This is a genomic window from Algoriphagus confluentis, assembly GCF_036245625.1.
In the GTDB taxonomy this organism is placed as follows: domain Bacteria; phylum Bacteroidota; class Bacteroidia; order Cytophagales; family Cyclobacteriaceae; genus Algoriphagus; species Algoriphagus confluentis.
Genome location: NZ_BTPD01000009.1, coordinates 44,271 through 65,085, shown reverse-complemented (window position 1 = coordinate 65,085; position 20,815 = coordinate 44,271). Strand labels below are relative to the sequence as shown.

Sequence of the window (20,815 nt, the reverse complement as noted above, 5' to 3'; positions counted from 1 at the left end):
GTTCCCGAAAACAAGTATTGGTGGAATGATCTAAAAAACCATGCCACCAATAACTCAATAAAGACGAATAACATGACATGACACATTCATCGGACATCGGTCATCCGACATCGGACTTCCAACTATTTCTCCATCGGATGCATCCTGAGCAATTCTTCCGGACTCCAGAATCCTTCCTTGTCTTTGACTTCATCTCTCACTTTTTTGACCAAGTCCGGGGAAATGGGAGAGGCTTGATTACCAAATGAATTTCTCACATAGGTCAAGACGGCGGCGATTTCGGTGTCATTGAGCATGCCTTCATACGGAGTCATGGGTACCTGCCCTGGATATTCTCTTCCAGCTACTTCGATAGGCCCCATAATCCCTTTGAGAACGATTTTGACCAATCGTTCAGGGCTTCCGGTCACCCAAGGCGTACCTCGAAGCGGAGGAAATTGGGAAGCGGTCAATCCGCCTCCATCCAATTGGTGACAGGTGGCACAGAAGCCTTCCCGGGCGTAAATTTCTTTACCCAGGACAAAAAGCTCTCTATCCGAACCGCTTAGCGAGGTCTTGATGTCTTCTTCTTTTTTTTCGGCTACCGAAAGTCCGTTCAAATGAGCGACAGCAGTCTCTAAGGTTCTGGGTATCCAAGTCTTATCGCTTGGCTGTTTTTCAGCTTCAGCTAGAATGGGGAGTCCGACCTCCTTTGGGAGCCAGGAGGCCGCGGCGATCGCCTCTATTCTTACCCTTCCGTGCGTATCCTTGACTGCAGCCATTAGTAGTTCTGCCTGATCTTGGACTTGATGTCCTGTATATCTCAAAACTCGCGTAGATGCCGCCCTTACCCGGTAATCTGATGACTTGAGCAGGTCTTTTAGTAAGTCCTGATTGACCCGGTTGATTCCCCACGTGACCCAAAGTGCTTCCAATCGATGGTGCTCGTACCGAGGATCATTCTTATCCAAGTTGGCTAGCCAGGTTTTAATCGCTTCGGAAACTTCCTGCACATCTCTACCTCGCAGCTCTCTGCGGGTTCTGTATCGTGTTCGGTATTCGGGAAGCTTAAGATTTTCCAACAATTCGGGGATGCTTGCTCCGTCGATTTTTGCAGGGGTGACCAAAGGCCTTGATGGATAAGTCAGACGATAAATTCGTCCATGGACATGATCTCTGAGAGGATCGCGGGCATTGTGCTGCATGTGGCCGATCAGGATATTGTGCCAATCGACGATGTAGAGCGAACCATCCGGAGCGATTTCCATATCCACAGGGCGGAAATTCCGATCCGAGGATTTGATTAAGTCCTGTCTCCATTGGGTGCTGAATCCCACGGTATCTTCTATCATCCGATGCTGTTTGGTACCTAAAAAGCCGATGGTATTATTGATAATCAGGTCTCCTTGGATTTCCTCCGGAAAATGCCTGCTGGAAATAAACTCCAATCCGGAGGTTGGTCTCACCATATGGTCTTTTTCGATCAGATTGGGGCCTTTGAAGTTGGAATTGCCATAGCGGGGCAAAGTGGACCCGGGAAGCATCCAGTTCACATTTGGGCCTGAGGTCTCGGCATAGAAGTTTTGACCCCAATCATCGAATGCGATGCCCCAAGGATTGGGAATGCTCACCTGATTGACCCGCTCAAGTTTATGCCGCTTGGGTTCATACCGGTAAAACCCCCCGTTGGTAGCCCTCACCGGTCCATAGGAGGTTTCCACATTAGTATGCAAAAAGACCCCCTCAGCCATGTAAATCGCCCCGCTTTCATCGGTGGTGAAGGCCGAGATGGCGTGATGCGTGTCGTGGTCGTCGAAGCCCGAAAGCAGGACGGTTTTTTTGTCGGCCTTATCATCCCCATTTGTGTCTTCCAAAAGAATCAAATTTGGGGATTGAGAGACATAGACTCCTTCTGGAGCAAGTTCAAAACCTACAGGGATATGAAGATTATCCGCAAAAGTGGTTTGCTTGTCAGCCTTTCCATCTCCGTTTGTATCCTCCAAAATGATCAGTTTGTCCTGGGGTCTGGGATCTCCGGGCTTGTAGTGGGGATAGCTGGGCATGGTCGCTATCCAAAGTCTCCCTTTGTTGTCAAAGGAAAGCTGCACGGGGTTGGCCAGATCTGGAAATTCCTGCTCGGAAGCAAAAAGTTCGATTTGGTAACCCTCAGGGACTTGGATGGTTTTTAGGGCTTCTTCCCCGTATTTGTACTCCAGACTTCCGTTGGCTTGGGGATTGTAATTGGTTTCTACCTCGGGCAAACTTCGGGTTTTGGCATCGGCAGCAGCAAGGTCTTTTTTCCTTCCTTGATTGGCCTCCCAGATCGCGGTGTCCCGGATGGCCGTCATTTGTCTGATTTTTTCTATTTCGAAGGGATAATTATCCGGGCCAAAGGGATCATAGCGACGTCCATATACATGGACTCCGTTGGGGATTTTGTAATCGTTGTGCCAAAGCCAGTTTTTTTCCATTACAGCCTGATGGATTAGTTCTCGGTTGGCTTCTGCTTTTCTTTCTGCCTTTCCAAACAACCGGTCTGCCAAGAGTTCGGCAAATCGGGCATAGCCGGCTTCATTGAGCTGGCTACCGTCTATAGTCAGGGGTTCCTTACTCTGCTTATACCAGCTTTGGCTGGGCCCAAAAGCATCCACAAAGAGGACTTTTTGTTTTTTGGCTACCTCCTCAATGGCGTCCCTGTAGAGCTTTAGGTTTTCATTTTCCTTTTTTCCATCCGGCACATCGAGGGAAGTACTCAGGTCTTCGAAAGCGATGGGAGAGACCAAGGCGATTTGAGGGGCGCTTTTTCCGTTGTATTGTTGGTTTTTAGTATGCGTGATCCAAGCCTCAAGTTCCTCTTTGAAGTTTTGAAGTTTTTCTTTTCCCTGGAAAGATTCATTAAAGCCAAAAAAACCGATGACAAAGTCTGCCCGGAGCCGGGAAAGCCATTGATCGGGTTTTTCCAAAAAACCTTCACTATTGGAATAGGTTGCGAATTCCTCCTGAAACTCTTCAGCGCCCGGAAAAGCCCAAGGATCATTGGAGGCTGATCGGGGACGAAATCCCGGTGTATCTCCAGGGTCACAGAGGTTGCGGATGAAAAGCGTGCTATCTGGATATCGCAAATGCATCTCGGTCTCAAAAAGCCCAAATTCCATCATTCGAGAACCCAGGTTATTCCCTACCAAGGCGATGCTGGAGTTGTTTCGAAGGGGCAAGGTGGGTTCGGATGAGCATGCGGTAAAAAAAAGGATATTCATCCCGAGACATACAGCCAAAAACCAGTTCTGGATTATTTTCATGAAGGAAAGATTATAGGGCATAAGTATAGGTAGATTCTAACCAATTTTCAATAAATGAGATATGGGGTAGTGTGGAATAGGGAATTGTTTTTATAGAAGTAAAGAGATGGGATTTAGCTGAAAAATATGGCAAATACAATCCTGTTGCGTCCTGTTTTTGAAGGCCGGAGAGGCCTGGGATAAGGGTGGGTGAAGCAGCTTGAAGATCAGGGCAAATGGCGGAGTGTCCTGCCGTGTCCTGTGTGTTAGGTCCTGATTTACTTTGGTTTATGCAGGATTCAGCAGGATAGGATTGAAGGGGTAAAAATCAAAATTCACTTTCATAATCTATCTCACATCAATAAACCCGACCTTATGAATAACCATTATCTATCCAAGGTAAGGATCCGTCTTTTGGGATTTTTACTCCTTTTTGTTTGTCTGAGTTTGCAGTCAATGGCACAGACTCAGACAGTTCGCGGAGTAGTTCTTTCTGAACCGGACAAACAGCCCGTTCCGGGTGCTTTGGTCTTAATCAAAGGCACCCAAAAAGGAACCGTCACCGATATTGACGGGTCTTATTCCTTAGAGGCCTCACCGGGAGAAATTCTTGTGGTCAGCTTTGTGGGCTATACGACCCAAGAGGTAGCGGTAGTAGCCGGACAAACTACAGTAAACATCAATTTACCCCTTTCCACCTCAGATTTATCCGAAGTGGTGGTAGTAGGCTACGGTAGCCAGATCAAAAAGGAAGTGACAGGAGCTATTCAATCCGTATCAGGCGAAACCCTCCGGGATATGCCTGTATCCACGGTAGCCCAAAAGCTTCAAGGAAGATTAGCGGGGGTTCAGATCAATCAGACTACCGGACAGCCCGGCCGGGGAATGCAGGTTAGGATTCGGGGCCAGCTTTCAGTCACCGGCGGAAGTGATCCCCTGTATGTGGTGGATGGTTTCCCCATTACAGGGGATATCAACGCAATCAACCCTGACGAAATAGAAGACATTACCGTCCTTAAGGATGCCGCATCCACCTCACTTTATGGATCGAGGGCTGCCAATGGGGTAGTCTTGATTACGACAAAGAAAGGAAAAGCAGGTCAGACCAATGTTAACCTCAATGTCTTTACCGGTTTTCAGAATGTACCGATGCAGGGTCGGTTGGAAATGATGAATGCAGAAGAATTCGCCCAGTTTAAAAAGGAATATTTTGAGGATGCGGGTCAGGCTGTGCCGGTTGAATTTCAGAATCCTGCTCAATACAGGAATGAAAACAACGATTGGTACGATGCACTACTGCAGACTGCTCCGATTTCTTCCTACAACCTGACTGTCACTTCCAATACAGACCGGATGAATACAGCAGTAGTTTTGGGTGTTTTTGACCAAACCGGAGTGGTGATCAATACGGATTTTCAGAGATTTTCCCTTCGGTTGAATACGGACTATAAGCTTTCGGACAAAGTCAATATCGGACTCAATGTAGCTCCCAACTATGTCTATGACAATACCCCGAGAACGGACGGAACCCGGGGAACAGGTATTCTTTTTAACGCACTCCATACCTGGCCGGTGATGCCCATTTATGACGAGGAGGGAGAACTTACCTTCTTCAATCGATTCCCCGGAAATACCGGAAACATCTTTGCGTATCCAAACTGGGTACGTTCTGCACAGGAAATTGTCAATGAAACCACCAGACTGAATGTTCTGGCCAACACCTATTTGGAGTGGAAGCCCATCAAGGGGCTCTCATTGAAGACCACCTTCAATACAGAGATCAATACTTCCCAGTTCTTTACCTTTAATCCTTCTACGGCAACTTCCGCCATCAATGTGGCCATCCCGACCGTGGCAGTATCCATCAGAGAAAATGCCAACAATCTCTCTTGGTTGAATGAAAATATCGCAACCTACCGGACTTCATTCAATGAGCACAATTTTGAGTTTTTGGCAGGGTTGGCTAATCAGCGTTTTCGAAGTGATTTCACCCGGATTCAAGCTGACACCTATGCAGATGACCGACTCCCAACCATACAGGGAGCCATTAATATCAATAGAGGGGGTACTCGAAATGATGTGCAGGAATGGGCACTCACCTCTGTATTCTCCAGATTTACCTACAACTATAAAGGGAAATACCTCTTTACTGCAGCAGTGAGAGGGGATGGCTCTTCCCGATTCGGATCAAACAACCGCTGGGGGGTGTTCCCTTCTACCTCTGCTGGATGGGTGCTCTCTGATGAGGACTTTCTGGCCAATAATCGCACCCTTTCCTTTGCGAAGTTAAGAGCAAGTTTTGGTGTCACTGGCAACAATAATATAGGCAACTTCACCCAGTATGCCTTGGTCAACAATACAGTGAATGTGGCCTTTGGAAATAATGTGATCCCCGGTGCTGCGGTGACCACCTTGGACAATCCCAATTTGGGTTGGGAGACCACGGCCCAGTTTGACATTGGGTTTGATCTGGGATTTTTGGATGATAGGATTTCCTTTACCTACGACTATTTTGTGAAAAATACCACCAACCTGCTTTATGCAGTACAGATCCCTCAGGAATCCGGATTCACCAATTTCAACGACAACATCGGTCAGATTCGTTTTTGGGGGCATGAATTCGCCATCAACGCCATTCCGACTACAGGAGCTCTGAGATGGACCATCAATGCCAATATTTTCTTCAACAGAAACGAGGTGATTGCCTTGGCTGATGGAATTGACCGGGTATTCGGGGATTACCATATTACCCAAGTGGGTCAACCATTTGCCCAGTTTTATGGCTTGAAAAAACTCGGTAATTATGCTAATGCTGAAGATTTGGCCAATTCTCCGATCATTCCCGGTAGGTCTACCGTCGGAAGTATCAAGCTGGCAGATATCAATGGTGATGGAGTCATCACGTTTGGAGGAAATAACGATGACAGAACCATCATTGGAAATCCTTTCCCTGATTTTGTCTACGGCATTACCAATAATCTGAACTGGAAAAACTGGGATTTCAGCATCATCGGTTCGGGTTCTCATGGCAATGAACTTTATATGCGGCACCTATTCTCTACGGCCAACCTTGACGGGGTATTCAATATGGTCCGAAGAGCAGGTGACCGTTTCCGATCTCCATCCAATCCCGGAGAGGGAATCTTTGGGACTACGGTAGGGGGTGGGGTGGTCACCGGAGTGGAACGGGACTGGCCAAACAGCAATTTTGTCTGGGATGCTTCTTTTTTCACCATTCGAAACATCACCATGGGTTACACCTTTACCAAACTTCCCAAGGCGATCAAATCAGCCCGAATCTATGCTTCTGCTCAGAATGTTTTTGTCTTTACCAGCTATTGGGGAGGATCCAATCCTGAGGTAAGTATGCAAAACAATGGCCAGGGAGACGGCGGAAATCTCAGCCCAGGGGTGGATTTGGCACCCTATCCTGTACCACGTACGATCACCTTCGGTGCCAATATCAATTTCTGATAAGGATCCTTGTATTTGATCAACCCACTAAAATGAAAAAGAAAATGAAAAAATATAATGTATTCCTTTTGTCCTTAGCCTTCCTGTTTAGCAGTTGCGAAGACTTCCTGACGGTGGTTCCCGAAACCTCCCTGAGTTCGGCCACCTTTTTCCAAACAGAAGCAGACTTTATCCAAGCGGTCAATGCGGCCTATGCTCCCCTACGTCCCTACTACAATGATCGGGCATGGCTTTTGGGAGAACTTCATTCGGACAATCTCTACTATGGGCGAAATATCCTGTTCGGAGCCACAGAAAATCATCAGAATCTGGCCGACTTTGCAGTACCCATTTCGGGAGGGACTACACCCAATGTCCATGTGCTCAATGCTTGGAGAAACCTGTATTTGACCATTGCACGGACTAACCAGGTTTTGGACAGGATAGATGCAGTGAATTTCAATGCAGACTCCAAAAACAATGTGAGAGGTCAGGCCCTCTTCTTGAGAGCGTTCTCCTATTTTCACCTTTCCCGCTATTTTGGGAAAGTTCCTTTGCACCTGAAGCCGGTGGCGACCCGAGATCAATCAGCCTTACCCCTTTCTGAAGAGTCGGAGGTTTTTGCTCAGATCATCGCTGACTTGACCGAGGCGGTTCCGCTTTTGCCCCAAAAGTCTCAGCAATTACCCGGAAGAGTTACTCAAGGTTCTGCAAGGACCTTATTGGGAGATGTATACATCTATCTGAAGCGTTGGGCTGAGGCAGAGCAGGTGCTGGCTCCGGTGATCTCCTCTGGTGAATACATGCTTATGCCTTCTTATGAAATGGCGTTTTCAGAAAGTGTGAACAATAAAAACAATGCTGAATCAGTATTTGAGGTTCAATTCAAAGAAGGTCCTGAAGGGCTTCAGGGCAATTTCATGTATCAGTTTATGCCCAGGCCGATTTCCATCGTAGAGCTGGCGCCAATCATGGGTACCATTAATCCCCAGGAGCTGGGTGGCGAAGGCCCTGCGGTACCTACTCCTGATTTGATTGCTGCCTATGAAGACGGAGATCTTAGGGAAGAAGTATCCATCGGGTATATCTTCCTATCTGCAAGCTTCCGTGATGATAAGGTCTATCCTTACATCAAGAAGTTTCAAAGCAATCATGTACAGCACAACAATCACGGGATGAATTGGCCAGTCTATCGCTACGCCGAAGTTTTGCTGCTGATGGCAGAAGCACAGAATGAGCAGGGCAAAAGCGGAGAGGCAGTGAGCTTGTTGAATCTGGTCAGACAAAGGGCAGGCTTGGGGGCTTCCACTGCCACCGGGCAGGCAGGTGTCCGAGAAGCGATTTTCAAAGAAAGGAGGGTGGAGCTTGCTTTTGAAAACAAACGCTGGTTTGATATCATGAGAACGGATCGAATTCAGGAAATCATAGTGCCTTATGGTCAGCGAATCATCGCCAATCCTTTGGATTACTACTATCCGCCGGTGCCCGGAGCAATTCCTCCGAGCAATGCGTTCACGGTATTGGATAAATTTTACCCTTATCCTTCACTGGAGGCTGACCTGACCCCACATTTCTAAGCTGGTTTTCTTCAATTCAGATAGCCCTGTATCCAATTCAAATTCCCGGGAATTATATTGGAACAGGGTTATTTTTTGGCAGATATAGCAGGACAGTGAACAAATTGATAAATAGTAAATAGCCTTTGTGAATGGCTCCTTTTTCTGTCAAAATATTCCCAATTTGAAAAATAGGCGATCACCTCATATGAAAGCAATAAATCCTTAACCTTATGTTTCTAAATCGATTAACCAAATCCTTTATCCTAATCTTGGGTGTTTCGGTTTTTCTTTTTTCCTGTGCCAAAAAAGAAGAATTTCAACGAAAACTCACCGGGAATCCTAAGATAGACAAGCTTAAACTCCCTGATGGGTTTGTAGCGGAGCTGCTTTACAGCCCCGGAGAGCATGACCAAGGCTCCTGGGTAGCCATGACTTTTGATGACAAGGGCCGAATGATCACCTCAGATCAATACGGATTCCTGTACAGGCTGGAGCTTCCACCGATTGGGTCGGATTCCACAGTTAAGCCTAAAGTAGAAAAGCTCATCGTGGGTAATGTCTCTGAGCCTCAAGTCGGGATGGGCTACGCTCAAGGCTTGCTTTACGCCTTCAACAGTCTCTATGTGATGGTCAATCACAATCCCAATGAGACGTTTAGTCAGCCCACAGGATTGTATCGAATCCAGGATTTGGATGGAGATGACCAATTTGAGACAATAACCCAAATCCGGGAACTCAAAGGACAGCAAGGAGAGCACGGCCCTCATAGTATGCGGGTTACCCCCGACGGAAAAGGCATTTATTTGATTGCAGGAAATCACGTGGACGTGCCGGAAATGAATTCCTATAGACTGCCGCCTGTTTGGCAGGAAGACAACCTATTTCCTCTGATCAAAGATCCACGCGGGCATGCCAATAATCGAATGGCTCCGGGTGGATGGATCGCTAGAATTAATCCTGAAGGAACTGATTGGGAGCTGATTGGAGCTGGATTTAGAAATGCTTTTGATTTCGATTACAATGAAGTGGGGGATATTTTCGCCTACGATGCAGATATGGAATGGGACTTTGGGATGCCTTGGTATCGCCCTACCCGGATCAACCATGTGACCAGCGGAGCAGAGTTTGGGTGGAGAACAGGCAATTCCAAATGGTCTCCCAACTATCCTGACAACCTGCCTGCTGTTTTGAATATCGGACAAGGTTCTCCCGTCAATGCCATGTTTGGCTACGATGCCAAGTTCCCAACCAAATACCGCAAGGCCCTTTATGCGTTTGATTGGAGTTTTGGGATGATTTACGCCATTCACCTTACTCCCAATGGAGCGACCTATGATGCTACAGCTGAGGAATTCATTTCCGGTTCTCCTCTTCCACTTACGGATGGAGCTATTGGACCTGATGGGGCGATGTATTTTGCCACTGGAGGAAGAAGGCTGGAATCAGATCTTTATCGGGTGTATTATACCGGGGAGTTGGATACCTACACGCCAATGACTGAAGCCGATCTTCCACAGGCAGCCAAGACTCGGAGAGAATTGGAGAAGTACCATGTATCCGGTGCTCCTGCTGATGGATTGGACAAGGCTTGGGCGGAGCTGGGAAATGCTGATCGCTATGTTCAGTATGCAGCACGCTTGGTATTGGAGCATCAGCCAGTCGCTTCATGGAAAGATAAAGCGATTGCTGAGACAGATCCGGCCAAAAAGATTCATGCGATTTTGGCTTTGGCCCATCATGCTTCCGACGCAGATGCCGCCGCTATGCTCAATAGCCTGATGCAGATTGATTACAAAGGGCTTTCTGCCAAAGACAAGCAGGACCTGCTGCGGACTATCGAGGTGATTCTCTATCGCTATGACAAAGGGGCCGAGCCTGTCAAGCAGCAACTGATTGCCTATTTGGATCCTAATTATCCTGCCAATGACAATATGCTGGATCGCTCCCTTTCGATCCTGATGGTTCATTTGGATGCGCCTTCAGCGGTAGAAAAGACCTTGGCTCTCCTCAAAAATGCCAAAGACGATCCCAACTACCAGAAGACCTTCACTGCCTCCTCGGATTTGATTTTCAGAAATCCTCAATACGGAATGGACATCGCCAATATGCTGGCTAATGTGCCACCTGCTCAGGCTACCTTCTATGCCACTGTTTTGGGTGGAGCGGATAAAGGCTGGACTGCAGGACAGCGGGAGGAGTATTTCGCCTGGGTGAAAAATGCCCTGACCAATTACAAAGGAGGTAGAAGCTACGTGGGCTTCTTGGATAGAGCAAGAAAAATGGCTCTGGCCTCCGTAGATCAGGCAGACTTTGAGAAGTATGATGAAATGTCAGGGGGTAAATTGCTTACTTCAAGTGGTAACGATATCGTGGAACCAGGCATCCAGCCAGAAGGCCCAGGCCGAAGATGGACCGTGGAGCAGGCCGAACCTTTGATGGCAGATCTGAGCGGACGGGATTTTGTCAGAGGAAAAGCCATGTATGCTGCGACCCTATGTCAGTCCTGTCATACCATGCAGGGGGAAGGAGGGGCGATCGGTCCTGACTTGACTCAGTTAGGCACCCGCTTTTCTCCAAAGGACATTCTGGTGGCGACCATCAATCCTTCCGAAACGATCTCTGACCAGTATCATGCTACTGTTTTGGAGCTGAAAGATGGGGGATCCATTGTGGGTAAGCTAAATGATGAAGATGGTCAAAACTATTACATCTCACAGAACCCTTTTGCTCCCAACGATATCAAAACCATCGCGAAAAGCTCGGTAGTGCTGAAGAAAAACGCAGAAGTATCGATCATGATGCCGGGTCTGATCAACCGTCTGAACGAGGAAGAACTCAAGGACCTGATGGCCTATCTGATCTCTTCCGGTAATCCCGACCATGAGGTATTTCAAAACAAAGCCACTGCACAAAAATGACCGGTTCTCTGACCTATAAATCTCTGATCCCTGCGGCCTTTCTGGCCATAGGGATCAGTCTGACCTTTACTGACTTCCTTTCCTTTGGGGAAAAAGAAACAACTCAAGCTGATTTTGTACCCATTTTCGATGGAAAAAGTCTGGAAGGCTGGGAGTTTGATCCAGCTTATTGGAAAGTGACAGATGGGGTCATTCATGGGGAGACTACTGCTGAAAATCCCCTCAAAGCCAATACGTTTATCATCTGGAAAGGCGGAGAGCTGGGTGATTTCGAACTGAAAATGGACTACTGGATTTCTGAAACAGGAAACTCAGGTGTGCAATACCGAAGTGACCGGTTTACTGAAGTGCCTTACGCCCTGAGAGGCTATCAGGCTGACATAGATGGAGGCAATCGCTACACAGGACAGAATTACGAGGAAAGGAAGCGAACTACTTTGGCCTATCGAGGTCAAAAAACCCGAATCACTTCTCAGCCGGATGATATCACCAATTTGAGAGACTATGTAGACAGAAATGCCTGGAAAGGCCTCAATCTGGTGGAAGATCTTGGAGATCGTGCAGAATTGGGCCAGCTGATCAAAGCAGGGGATTGGAACTCGATTCACATTGTAGCTCAAGGAAATGTGCTGAAACACTATGTCAATGGAACGCTGATGAGTGAGGTCCACGACGAAGATTCAAAAAACCGGATGCTGAAAGGCCTGATGGGCATGCAGATGCATGTAGGGCCTCCGATGACAGTAAAGTTTAGGAATATTCAGTTGAAGCAAATGTAATGAAAGGCCACAATGGCAGAAAGGCGCTAAACTGATTTAGCGCCTTTTTCTTTGTGCTATTTTTTATTCTCTTTTTGACCAATGGCAAAATTCTCTTTGCTCTTTTGGTTAACTTGAAGTCAGGCTGTTGTGCCTTACCCATATAGGGCAGGATAGTCTCAGAGTGGCTTTTTAATAGGTTACCTTTTCAATTCACTACCCAAAATGAACCTCGGAAATTCCCAAATCTGGAAAGATAAACTCTCCCATGTCCAGCAAATAGGCGGGATTGAAACCTCCATTTTGGACAATGGGGCTGCAAAAGGGGGTCGAATTGCCTGGGTCAATACCGGAACAGGACTCCGATACAAGCTGGTCATGGACCGGGGAATGGATATTTTGGATGCATTTTTTAATGAAAACAGTCTGACTTGGATTTCCCATGCCGGATTGACTGCTCCACAGCCTTTCTCCAATCAAGGAATTGACTGGCTTCGTACCTTCGGAGGAGGTTTGCTGACGACTTGTGGCTTGTCTAATGCCGGTCCACCCAATTCCGATGAAGGCGGTGCTCGTGGCTTGCACGGAAACTACTCCAATACACCGGCAGAGTTGATTTCAATCAAACAGCCCGATATCTTCTCCGGTGATTTGAGTTTTGAAATCGTTGCTAAAGTCAGGGAAACGACCACTTTCGGTCCCAGTCTCGAAATGCACCGAAGCATCTCAGGCACTCTCGGATCTGCGGAAATCCGGATCAAGGACACGGTGTCCAATCGTGGAAATGCTCCTAGTCCACATATGTTGCTTTACCATATCAATTGTGGTTGGCCTCTGATCGATGAGGGAACCAGGATCGTGTGGAAAGGGGAAAAAAAGTCAAAGCCAACCGATGCAAATAACACCGAATTCAATCGCCAATACGAGTTTACCCGTTGTGCCACTCCGATGGATGCGCATGCTGGATTTGGCGAAGATGTGGCTTTCATTGATCCCAAAGCCGACTCCCAAGATCAGGTGGTCTGCGGCTACGCCAATGATTCCTTGGGTTTGGCTCTTAAGATTACCTTTTCCAAAACCCAAATGCCTTGGTTGATCAACTGGCAGCATTGGGGAAAAAATGAGTACGTGACAGCTCTCGAACCTGCCACTCATCCTCCGATTGGACAGGCTGCAGCAAGAGAAAATGGCACTTTGATTCTGCTGGAGCCTGGAGACAGCCGAACTTATGATCTTCTTTTGGAGGTGCTGACTGGAGAAAAAGCGAAGGGATTTACGATTTAAGAATTACGATTTACGATTTACGACCTTTTCCTAGAATGGAAATCTTGAACCAAGAACTTCGAACCTTGCCCTTTCATAACGTCGAATATCGAAAGCTGAATACTGAACACTGAACAATAAAATGTAACTCAATAACCTAACAACCAATAAAATGAGTCTAGCCAAAAAGGCCCTTGAACAGGGCGAAGGAATACTGAGATTGACCCCAACCTGGGTACCGAGATCCTTTTGTGTACCCGGAAGAAGAATCAAACTGCATCCGGATGACTATTATGCCCTTGGCGGAAACCGGGGAGGAATCGATGAGCGATGGTTTGCTTCCACCACTTCTGCTCAAAATGGTCCTTTGACTTCTAAAAATGAAGGCTTAAGCCATGCGGCTTTTGAGGATGGAGGGAAAACTGAGCTCTTTCTTTTAAAGGATGCAATCGATGAATTGGGAGCAAAAATCATCGGATCCAGACTTTGGGATAAGTACAAGTCCTGGCCGATGTATTCCAAGTTTTTTGACAACATGGGCCCTTTGCCCCACCACATTCATCCTAGTGATGAATTTGGCGCATTGACCGGACAAAACGGGAAACCCGAGGCCTACTATTTTCCTCCTCAGGTCAATAACCATGGAGGAGACTTTCCATATACCTTTTTCGGCATTGCTCCGGGGACAACCAAAGACATCATTTTGGATTGTCTGAAAAACTTCAGTAAAGGGGACAACAAAATTACCAATTACTCGCAGGCTTTCAGATTACAGCCGGGTACGGGTTGGGATGTGCCTCCGGGAATGCTTCATGCGCCGGGTTCACTCTGTACCTATGAGCCGCAAAAGGCCTCCGATATCTTCGCCATGTACCAAAGTCTGGTGAACGAGGCGATCATTCCTGAGGAGTTGCTTTGGAACGCGACTCCAAAAAACCGTTGGGGTGATTATGAATTGCTGGTAGAAATGATTGATTGGGACCTGAATGTTAACCCCAACCTGATGGACAACCACTACATGGAGCCCAAGCCGGTCCATGCGGTGGAGGAAATGCATGCAGCCGGATACCATGAAAACTGGATTTGCTATCGGTCCCGTGACTACAGCGCCAAGGAACTGACCGTCTATCCGGGTCAAACAGTGGTGATCAAGGACAATGCGGCCTATGGATTTATCATGATGCAGGGCTATGGCAAAATGGGCGTTTGGGATATTGAGACTCCAGCTTTGATCCGCTTCGGCCAATTGACTCATGATGAATACTTCGTGTCTGAAGATGCTGCCAAAGCCGGAGTAAAAATCACCAATTTGTCCAAAACCGACCCGATCGTCATGCTTAAACATTTCGGTCCGGATAACCCTGATCTTGTTGTATTGTAAGTCTTTATTTATAAAAACATTGCTTCTAGCTATTATGAGAGGCAATTTTCAAATTTTCCAATCTTTCAATTTTCAAATCCCAAATAACCATGAACAACTTTCCTAAACTCCACAACGCCACTTGGCCGGGATTGGTAGGCAAGGGCCCTGATTCCGAGCCGGTGATTCCCTTTGATTCTCTATTAGAAATGACTGCCGCCGCGGAAGTAAACGGGGTGAAGTTTGACGGGATCGATGTAGGGCTTTTGGAACCCCATTTTGATCTCAACAATCCCGACGAACCCAAGAAGCTAGCAGATAAAGTGGCTAAGTATAATTTGAATGTAGGTTCTCTGGTAGCTCCTATTTGGGCTGGCTCGGCCATGGGTACTACAGATCAGCGAAAAACATTTGTTGAGATGGTCCGCAAGTCCTGTGAATTTGGACAAAAACTAAAAGAGCTGGGCGTAAGGCATTATGGCATAGTTCGGATCGACTCTGCTGCAGGGGTTTCCGATTGGGCAAAAGATCCGGTGGGAAATACCAAACTGATTGCGGAGACATTCCGCGAGGCCTGTGACGTAGCGGCTGGATTTGGAGAGAGACTGGCTGCTGAGGGTGAAATCTGCTGGGGTGCCATGCACAGTTGGAAGCATATGGTGGAGCTATTGGAGATGGTAGACCGACCGAATATTGGATTCCAGGCAGACATGTCGCATACCTTCCTATACACCATGGGATACAATGCGCCAGAGCATAGGATCCTTCCTGCCAATGCGGATATTAAGGATAGGGATGCGGTCAAAGCCGCCTTGAAAGTGGTGACAGATACACTTCGTCCTTGGACGATCGATTTCCATGTCGCCCAAAACGATGGCTCCGTTTTTGGTTCGGGCTCCCATGACAAGACTGGGCGTCACTGCCAAGCCACAGATCCTAATGGAGTTCTGGATATCGCTCACGATGCGGGATACTGGCTTCGGGATGAAAACGGAAATCTGACCAAAGCATTCCAGCATATCTGCTGGGATGGATGCATGTTCCCAAATTCAGTGATGGAAAAACAGCAAACCTGGAATGATATCCTTGCGGCCATGGTCAAAGTGCGAGAAGCACATGGATGGTAAGGCTGTGAGGATTTACGAAGGCAGATTTACGATTTGCGAGATCAAATTAAAGTTGAGCAGTAATTGAATTCCTCTGACTTAAACCATTGTAAATCTCTTTTCTGAGTAAGAATGTTTGTTTCATCACCAATCTTCAAATCTTTCAATTTTCCAATCTTTAAATCATTCAATCATGAGCAATAAAAAACAAATCCGAGTAGGCCTGATCGGTACAGGACTGATGGGCCGCATCCATACCAATGGCTACAAGAGATTAGCCGACTTTTTCCCGGAATACGAATATGTACCCGTCCTTCAGGCCTGTTGCTCGAGAAGAGAGGCCAATGCCAAGGCTTTTATGGAGCGTTGGGGCTATGCTTCCTATGAGACCGACTGGAGAAAAATCATCGAGCGGGACGATATCGATGCGGTAGACATCTGTACCCCCAATGATACCCATGCCGAAATCGCCATCGCCGCCGCTAAAGCAGGAAAAATGATCCTTTGCGAGAAGCCCTTAGCCCGAACGGTAGCTGAGGCTGAAGGCATGGTCAAAGCGGTGGAAGAGGCAGGTGTACAAAATACCGTTTGGTACAACTACCGAAGAATTCCTGCGGTGACGCTTGCCAAAAATATCGTAGCCTCCGGCAAACTGGGTAAGATTTTCCATTATCGGGCCAACTTCCTTCAGGACTGGACCATCAATCCTGATCTGCCCCAAGGAGGAGATGCCCTTTGGAGATTGGATGTGGATGCTGCTGGTTCTGGAGTGACGGGTGACTTGCTTGCACACTGCATCGATACAGCGATGTGGATCAATGGGGGAATCAAAGATGTATCTGCCGTGACGGAGACTTTTGTCAAAGAGCGGGTTCATCAAGGGACTGGACAAGTGCAAAAAGTCGGAATTGACGATGCCTGTATTTTCCATTGCCATTTTGACAACGGCTCCTTGGGGCTTTTCGAAGCCACTCGTTATGCACGTGGTCATAAAGCGCTTTATACCTTGGAAATCAACGGGGAGCATGCTTCCATCCGTTGGGATTTGCATGACATGAACCGATTAGAATACTTTGATCACAGCGACGAAGGAAAAGTTCGGGGCTGGAGGTCCATTCACATCACGGATGGAGATCACCCCTACATGCATCGCTGGTGGATTCCTGGGACTTCCATTGGCTACGAGCATTCCTTTATCCATCAGGTGGCGGACTTTTTCTACAGCCTTCAGTCTGGAGAGCCTTGTCATCCGACCTTTAGAGATGCTTTTGAAACTCAGAAAGTCTGCGAAGCCGTATTGGACTCTGCTCGTGATCGGGCTTGGAAAGACACCGGGGTAGATTGGGTGGAGAAAGTGTGAAAGGATGAAGGCTGAATTTTAAAATCTGAAAGGGCTCAAACTGAAAAGTTTGGGCTCTTTTTATTCAAGGAAATTGGGTTGATTCGGAAAATTTGAATTCCAGCTTCCTTTCGGCTAACTTGGAATCAACCAAATAAATTATTCAACATGAGAAAATATGGTTTCTTGTATCTAGCCTTGGTAGTGGCTTTATTCTCCTGCCAATCCCAAACTCAAACTGATGAAATTCAGGGTGAATCTACTGAGCTAGCTCTTGAGGATGAAGTGCAGATGATCCCAATTCAAACCCCAAAAGGAGAATTCAAGGTTTTTACCAAGAAAGTTGGAGACAATCCTACAATGAAGGTCTTGCTTCTTCATGGTGGTCCAGGGATGTCGCATTTGCAGTACGCCAATTTCAAGGATTATTTTCCTCAGGAAGGAATTGAGTTTATTTGGTACGATCAGCTGGGTTCTGCTCATTCGGATCAGCCGGAGGATTCCACCCTTTGGACGATTGAGCGATTTGTGGATGAAGTGGAGCAGGTACGTAAAGCTCTGGGGCTTAACAAGGACAACTTTTACCTGCTTGGTCAGTCTTGGGGAGGAATGCTATCGATGGAGTATGCATTTAAGCATCAGGACAAGCTCAAAGGACTGATTATTTGCAATATGATGGCCAGCCTGGATGAGTATGAAAAATATGCCAAAGAAGTCCTCGGACCTCAAATGCCTCCCGCGGTTTTTGCGGAACTGATGGAAATTGAAAAGAATATGGACTTTGAAAATCCCCGCTATATGGAGTTGCTGATGGAGCATCATTATCCTCTGCATGTACTTCGCATGCCTATAGATCAGTGGCCGGCAGAAATCAATCAGGCTCTTGAGCAAGTCAATCCCAATGTATATGTCTACATGCAAGGGTACAGCGAATTTGGCATTACTCCGGGAGCGAGCTTGGAAGGATGGGATGTGAAGGATCAACTGAAAAACATCACTGTTCCTACCTTGGTGGTTGGAGCTTCTCATGATACCATGGATCCAAAGCATATGGAATGGATGTCCACCCAAGTAGGCAATGGCCGATTTTTACTTTGCCCCAACGGAAGTCATTTGAGTCAATACGACGATCCGGAGCACTTTTTCCCCGGTGTGATCCAGTTTATCAAGGATGTGGATTCGGGAAATTTTGGAAAATAAGTCTTCCACCCTCCAAGTGTTTTAACCCCTTGGAGGGCTTGTTTTTCCATTTATTCATTTGAAAAAGTGTTGGGTTTTACATTTTTTCATTTGAAAAAGTGTGATATCTAACATTTATTCGTTTGAAAAAATGTAAATTACTCCGTTCTTTGCGCTTTAAATCAGGAAAATGGAACGGGAACTTTTACACAAGCTACTGACTTGGAAGGATACTGTGGGAAGAAAACCACTCATCATCCGAGGCGCTAGACAGGTGGGTAAAACTTGGCTGATGAATGAGTTTGGCTCCACTTACTTTTCAGATTTGGTCTACATCAACTTTGAGACGAATCGTACAGCTCAGCTTTTGTTTGAACAGGGATTAGATTTGGCCCGAATTATTCAGGGTTTGGAGATTCAACTTGGAAAATCTATCGATGCCAAAAACTGCTTGTTGATATTTGATGAGATTCAAGAATGTCCGGATGCGTTGACCTCATTGAAGTATTTTCAGGAGCAGTTGACTGATTATTACATCATTGCAGCGGGTTCTTTGCTCGGCGTAGCCTTACACCAAAACACTTCATTTCCGGTTGGAAAAGTTGAGTTCCTGGATCTCTATCCTCTTTCTTTTTCCGAGTTTTTGGAAGCAATAGGTGAAAAATCCTTAGCAAACCTGATTTCCAATTTGGATTGGAGTCTTTTGTCTCCATTTCGTGAAAAGCTGATTTATCACCTTAGGACTTACTATTTCATCGGAGGAATGCCTGAGGCAGTAAAAACCTATGCCGAAAAGCAGGATTTTTTTGAAGTGAGGGTTATTCAGAAGCGTATTTTGGAGGCATATGAACAGGATTTTTCCAAACATGCTCCAGCGGAAGTGGTTCCCAGGATTCGGATGATTTGGAATTCAATTCCTAGTCAGTTGGCTAAGGAAAATAAGAAGTTCATTTTTGGTCAGCTACGGCAGGGTGCCCGTGCTAAAGAATTTGAACTGGCTATGGAATGGCTTCGTGACTGTGGATTGATTCATAAAATTTCCAGAGTGAGCAAGCCCGGAATGCCCTTAAAAGCGTATGAGGATTTTTCATCTTTCAAGGTTTACTTATTGGATGTAGGGATTTTGGGAGCCATGGTGGATTTGGATGCCCGGACCATTTTGGAAGGGAATCGACTTTTTACGGAATTCAAGGGCTCGCTGACCGAACAATTTGTCCTACAGGAATTAATCACCGCGGGACATACCCTGTATTATTGGTCAGCAGAGCGGGGTGTGGCTGAACTCGATTTTATTCTTCAGGATCAAGGGACAGTGGTTCCTTTGGAGGTGAAGGCAGAAGAAAATTTAAAAGCCAAAAGCCTGAAGGTAGTGGCAGAAAATTTTCCGGATACTTTTCCTGTAAGAACATCAATGTCTGATTTCAGGCAGGAGTCTTGGATGACTAATTTCCCGCTGTATGCTGTTTCTTATTTGGCCAAGTACCTCGATTTGGAAAGACCTAAATCCTAAAGAAAATCCCCTTTCTGTACAGAAAATAGCATAGTCCCCACATGGCTGCCAAAGCTCCAAAGGAAGCGATCAGGAATAGCCCGTGTTCTCCAAATCCCATCCAGCCAAAGACTCCGCCGGTGAAAATCCCAACTGTCTTATTCATCCATCTTCCCAGCGTCTCGGCAAAAAGGTAAATGAAAATCGAGTTCATCCCCACGATCAAAAACGGGAAAATCCCTTTTCTACGATTCTTCACATCCACCCACCAGAAGAAAAATGCCAAGGCCACCAAGGCCCATCCCCCAGAGGCAAATATAAAGGAAACCGTGCTGATTCGTTTGATGATGGGTGTGATGCCCGAGATGTCCAGTCCGTACCCAATGATCAAGCCGACTAATCCTGCTAGTAAAAACACCCTGATTTTATCCTGACTTGCTTTTGAGGAAAGGAGAAGATTCCCACAAATCGCTCCCCAAATTGTATGGGCAGCCGTCGGAATGGCATTGATGGCTACCCAACCGCCTTTGTTGATCTTTCCCATGAGGAGTTGGTCGGTATAGTTGCCAAAGTTAGTGCCGTGCTCAAAAGGAACCTCGGGATTATAGGCCCGGTAGAGAAATTCGGTCAAAGCCAAAAGTCCCAAGGAAACCCCAAGCTGTACTTTCCAGCCTTTGCTCAGCAGGAAGTAAGTGACCAAAATGGTAAAGGAAAGCTGGGTTAACACATTCCAGAGTTCGAATACCATCTTCCCCGAATAGACACAATGGAGACCTGTTCCAAATAGGAACAAAATCAAACAGCGCTTCAAAATATGCAGGGTAACTTTGCTACGGTCTTCCGAAAGAGCCAGTCTTTTATTCAGGGAAAAAGGCATCGCCACACCCACGATAAACATGAAAAAGGGCTGGATCAAATCCCAAAATCTTAGCCCATTCCACTCATGATGGGTGAATTGGAGGAAAAGCGGATGAAGTGATTGCCCCTCCGGAAAAAGCTCCAGCAAGGCCTCATAAACCAAAGCCGCTTCTGCCACCAATAAATACATGGTCAATCCGCGGTAGACATCCAATGAAACCAATCTTTGGGTAGGAAGTGGGGTTGAAGCCATTGAAGGAGGAATAAGGGTCTTTT

Annotated in this window: 12 protein-coding genes; 10 read left to right on the top strand and 2 right to left on the bottom strand. The window is 46.7% G+C overall.

Annotation, left to right across the window (positions count from 1 at the left end):
- Positions 1-122: 122 nt before the first annotated feature.
- The gene (locus AAA943_RS14415; RefSeq protein WP_338224968.1) at positions 123-3,278 is read right to left on the bottom strand and encodes a PVC-type heme-binding CxxCH protein; all 3,156 of its coding nucleotides are present in this window, start codon (positions 3,276-3,278) and stop codon (positions 123-125) included.
- 354 nt (positions 3,279-3,632) lie between these two features.
- Here AAA943_RS14415 and AAA943_RS14410 point away from each other — a divergent pair, with 354 nt between their 5' ends.
- From AAA943_RS14410 to AAA943_RS14365, 10 genes are all read left to right on the top strand, one after another.
- Entirely contained in the window at positions 3,633-6,731 is a 3,099-nt protein-coding gene (locus AAA943_RS14410; RefSeq protein WP_420915610.1) for a SusC/RagA family TonB-linked outer membrane protein, read from the top strand.
- Positions 6,732-6,775: 44 nt separating this feature from the next.
- On the top strand, positions 6,776-8,287 hold the full coding sequence (locus tag AAA943_RS14405; protein WP_338224967.1) for a RagB/SusD family nutrient uptake outer membrane protein: 1,512 nt from the start codon (positions 6,776-6,778) through the stop codon (positions 8,285-8,287).
- A 212-nt stretch (positions 8,288-8,499) separates the two neighbouring features.
- Complete coding sequence (locus tag AAA943_RS14400) at positions 8,500-11,187, top strand: c-type cytochrome (RefSeq protein WP_338224966.1); 2,688 nt, start codon at positions 8,500-8,502, stop codon at positions 11,185-11,187.
- Positions 11,184-11,966, top strand: a complete 783-nt coding sequence (locus AAA943_RS14395; RefSeq protein ID WP_338224965.1) for a 3-keto-disaccharide hydrolase — start codon at positions 11,184-11,186, stop codon at positions 11,964-11,966. Before AAA943_RS14400 ends, AAA943_RS14395 begins: the two co-directional genes overlap by 4 nt.
- A 204-nt stretch (positions 11,967-12,170) precedes the next feature.
- The gene (locus AAA943_RS14390; RefSeq protein ID WP_338224964.1) at positions 12,171-13,229 is read left to right on the top strand and encodes an aldose 1-epimerase family protein; all 1,059 of its coding nucleotides are present in this window, start codon (positions 12,171-12,173) and stop codon (positions 13,227-13,229) included.
- Positions 13,230-13,380: 151 nt separating this feature from the next.
- Positions 13,381-14,589, top strand: coding sequence for a hypothetical protein (locus AAA943_RS14385; protein WP_338224962.1), 1,209 nt, complete (start codon positions 13,381-13,383; stop codon positions 14,587-14,589).
- An 89-nt stretch (positions 14,590-14,678) separates the two neighbouring features.
- Positions 14,679-15,695 (top strand): sugar phosphate isomerase/epimerase family protein, encoded by a 1,017-nt coding sequence (locus AAA943_RS14380; RefSeq protein WP_338224961.1) that lies wholly within the window; start codon positions 14,679-14,681, stop codon positions 15,693-15,695.
- 172 nt (positions 15,696-15,867) lie between these two features.
- A complete protein-coding gene (locus AAA943_RS14375; RefSeq protein ID WP_338224960.1) occupies positions 15,868-17,034 on the top strand; it encodes a Gfo/Idh/MocA family protein in 1,167 nt (388 codons plus the stop codon).
- 147 nt (positions 17,035-17,181) lie between these two features.
- Positions 17,182-18,213 carry a proline iminopeptidase-family hydrolase gene (locus tag AAA943_RS14370; protein ID WP_338224959.1) on the top strand — a complete coding sequence of 344 codons (1,032 nt, stop codon included), beginning with the start codon at positions 17,182-17,184 and terminating at the stop codon, positions 18,211-18,213.
- Between the two features lie 169 nt (positions 18,214-18,382).
- Entirely contained in the window at positions 18,383-19,702 is a 1,320-nt protein-coding gene (locus AAA943_RS14365; RefSeq protein ID WP_338224958.1) for an ATP-binding protein, read from the top strand.
- On the opposite strand, the gene AAA943_RS14360 is transcribed toward AAA943_RS14365, so the two are convergent.
- On the bottom strand, positions 19,692-20,792 hold the full coding sequence (locus AAA943_RS14360) for an acyltransferase family protein (protein ID WP_338224957.1): 1,101 nt from the start codon (positions 20,790-20,792) through the stop codon (positions 19,692-19,694). The genes AAA943_RS14365 and AAA943_RS14360 overlap by 11 nt on opposite strands.
- Positions 20,793-20,815: the final 23 nt, after the last annotated feature.